This is a genomic window from Flavobacterium aurantiibacter (assembly GCF_002251775.1).
In the GTDB taxonomy this organism is placed as follows: domain Bacteria; phylum Bacteroidota; class Bacteroidia; order Flavobacteriales; family Flavobacteriaceae; genus Flavobacterium; species Flavobacterium aurantiibacter.
Genome location: NZ_NOXX01000036.1, coordinates 1 through 2,631, shown reverse-complemented (window position 1 = coordinate 2,631; position 2,631 = coordinate 1). Strand labels below are relative to the sequence as shown.

At 36.9% G+C, this 2,631-nt stretch carries 4 protein-coding genes; all 4 read left to right on the top strand.

The annotated features are described in order from the left end of the window. The first annotated feature begins 196 nt into the window (after positions 1-196). Genes CHX27_RS00345 through CHX27_RS00330 form a run of 4 tightly spaced genes read left to right on the top strand, consistent with a single transcriptional unit; the run spans position 197 to position 2,454 of the window. A complete protein-coding gene (locus CHX27_RS00345) occupies positions 197-595 on the top strand; it encodes a DoxX-like family protein (protein WP_207758905.1) in 399 nt (132 codons plus the stop codon). Beyond that, entirely contained in the window at positions 595-1,329 is a 735-nt protein-coding gene (locus tag CHX27_RS00340; protein ID WP_094484804.1) for a DUF2071 domain-containing protein, read from the top strand. The genes CHX27_RS00345 and CHX27_RS00340 overlap by 1 nt, the downstream gene beginning before the upstream one ends. Further along, positions 1,320-2,075, top strand: coding sequence for a methyltransferase domain-containing protein (locus CHX27_RS00335; protein ID WP_094484806.1), 756 nt, complete (start codon positions 1,320-1,322; stop codon positions 2,073-2,075). Before CHX27_RS00340 ends, CHX27_RS00335 begins: the two co-directional genes overlap by 10 nt. Further along, positions 2,059-2,454 carry a hypothetical protein gene (locus tag CHX27_RS00330; RefSeq protein WP_094484803.1) on the top strand — a complete coding sequence of 132 codons (396 nt, stop codon included), beginning with the start codon at positions 2,059-2,061 and terminating at the stop codon, positions 2,452-2,454. Before CHX27_RS00335 ends, CHX27_RS00330 begins: the two co-directional genes overlap by 17 nt. Positions 2,455-2,631 lie beyond the last annotated feature (177 nt).

Here is a 2,631-nt window from a genome sequence, read left to right as displayed (position 1 = left end):
CGGCGTTTTTGGCTGTGGGCTATTCGTTGCACTCGCGGCCGCGGCAGAAGTGCTCGAGGAAAATTTTTCATAAACTCAGTGTATTAACTGTCTTAAGATTCTTATTTCAAAAGTTGATTTTGTACCTTTAAAGCAGCGATAGTAACTCATCTTCTGAAGTTAGGTACCACCGCCACATACACGAAAATTAATAAGCGTGAGCGTTCCCTACACATATCGATTAACAACTATTATTATCGCAAGCGTTTGGCTTATAAACGGACTTTTTTGTAAAGTACTTCAGCTGGTACCACGACACTCCCAAATTGTTCAAGAAATTCTGCAATTAGACTACGTAACTGCGAGCGCACTTACGACTTTTATTGGCGTTCTAGAGATAATCATGTTTATTTGGATCATCAGTAGTTACAGAAGCAAACTCAACGCCGTAGCGCAAATTATTAGTGTGGCGACAATGAATATCTTGGAGTTTTTATTTGTTCCAGAATTACTGCTCTGGGGGAGACTTAACGCATTATTTGCTGCTGTTTTTATTGTCCTTGTTTATTATACCGAATTTATTTGGCATAAGAAGCTCAAACTAACAACTCCATAATGAAGTCGCTTAAAAATCACCCATTTGCCGTGGAAGCTTTCTTTGAAAGCTCCATTGTCCTAACTTTTGCTGTTCCAAAAGCACAGTTAGAAAAATATATTCCCTCTTGCCTCACGCTCGACACGTTCCAGGACAAGTGGGCATTTCTTGCAGTCGCAATGGTTCAAACAAAAAACCTGCGCCCAAAGGGATTCCCAACATTTATGGGAAATGATTTCTTTTTAATAGGTTTTCGAATTTTTGTTAGATACAAAGCAAATACAGGAAAGCGTTTAAGAGGCTTATATATTCTAAAGTCAGAAACCAATAAAAAGAAGATGGAACTTTTCGGAAATATTTTTACACATTATAATTACAGCACAACGGATATTTCTATTACTACACACGAGAGCTTAAAAACGATACATTCAAAAAAATCAAATTTCGAATTACAGATTGAGTCGAACGATGAACCTGTTTGCATACCCGCTGAATCGCCATTTAACGACTGGAAAACCGCAAGAAGATTTGCAGGACCACTACCCTACACGTTTACTGTTAATAAAGAAAATCGAACGGTTTTAATCATTGAAGGCGTTCGACAAAATTGGAAGCCAGAACCAATAAAAATTAAGCGAAGCTCATTTGATTTCATTGACAATTTACAACTCGAAAATGCTGTTCTAGCAAATGCATTTGAGATAAAAAATGTTCCATACTATTGGAAAAAAGGAAAGCTCGAAATATGGAATTAAGACGAAAACCTTTTCAAGGAGTTCTAAATATCATTCGATTTAACTGGCATTTCTATCTAATTGCTGGAATCTGCCTAACAATACTAGCTATATGTAGCAAGGAGATACCCGAACCGTTTCGAGATTTAGTTACTATTATATCATATATCACAGTATCGACAGTGGTAATTTCACTAGCTGTATCGTGTTACATTTACGATTTTTCAAAACTCTATAATTTTGACTGGTTACCTCCTGCCAACTTTAAAACAGCCCTTAACATTAATGCCGGATTTGACGAAACCAGCACACTTCTTAAACAAAAGTATCAACATATTAACTTAACAATTTGCGATTTTTACAATCCGATAAAACATACTGAAATATCTTTAAGAAGAGCTCGAATAGCTTATCCTCCAATAGAAAACACGTTGAAAGTTAGCACTGAAAAGCTGCCTTTTAATACACATACTTTCGATATTGTATACGCTATCTTCTCAGCTCATGAGATTAGGAATCACGAAGAACGTGAGTGCTTTTTCCAGGAATTACACAGAATTACAAAACCCAACGGTTGTATTGTTGTAACTGAACACCTCAGAGACCGCTTTAACTTTTTAGCGTATACCGTCGGATTTTTTCACTTTCACTCCAAATCAACTTGGAAAAAAACATTTATAAAGGCTGACCTAAAAATAGAAAAGGAAATAAAAACAACACCCTTTATTACAACCTTCAAACTAATCAAAAATGGAAGTACATCTTAAAATTATCGGGCTTTTATTTATCGCTTTAGCATGGGTACATATCATTTTCCCAAAGTACTTCAATTGGAAAGAAGATTTGAAACCACTCAGTTTAATAAATAGACAGATGATGATTGTACACACCTTCTTCATAGCTTTGGTTGTGTTTTTGATAGGATTACTCTGTGTTGTTGCTAGTAAAGAATTAATAAATACCAAATTGGGTCATATCATTTGCTTAGGCTTAGGTGTGTTTTGGACATGTCGCCTCTTCATACAATTTTTCGTCTATTCGTCGGCATTATGGAAAGGAAAAACCTTTGAAACCGCAGTGCATGTTGTATTTTCAGTACTTTGGGCCTACTCAAGTATCATATTTCTAGTGGTTGCATTAGGTTAAAAGAAAAACAAACTCTTTAGATAACTACTGCCGCACAAGGGATGGCAACGAAAATACAAGCTTTTTGGCGCGATTGAAGCCCGAATTTGGCTGGCGACCAGCGGAAGCCCAACCAAAAACGTAGGCTGAAAAAGCGCCAAAACGCGCGTATTGCAGTGAACAGCCCGACCTGCCGCT

Bases quoted from the DNA above. Each gene is read 5' to 3' on its own strand.
- CHX27_RS00340 (WP_094484804.1), top strand. From the start codon at position 595: ATGAAGTCGCTTAAAAATCACCCATTTGCCGTGGAAGCTTTCTTTGAA.
- CHX27_RS00335 (WP_094484806.1), top strand. From the start codon at position 1,320: ATGGAATTAAGACGAAAACCTTTTCAAGGAGTTCTAAATATCATTCGA.
- CHX27_RS00330 (WP_094484803.1), top strand. From the start codon at position 2,059: ATGGAAGTACATCTTAAAATTATCGGGCTTTTATTTATCGCTTTAGCA.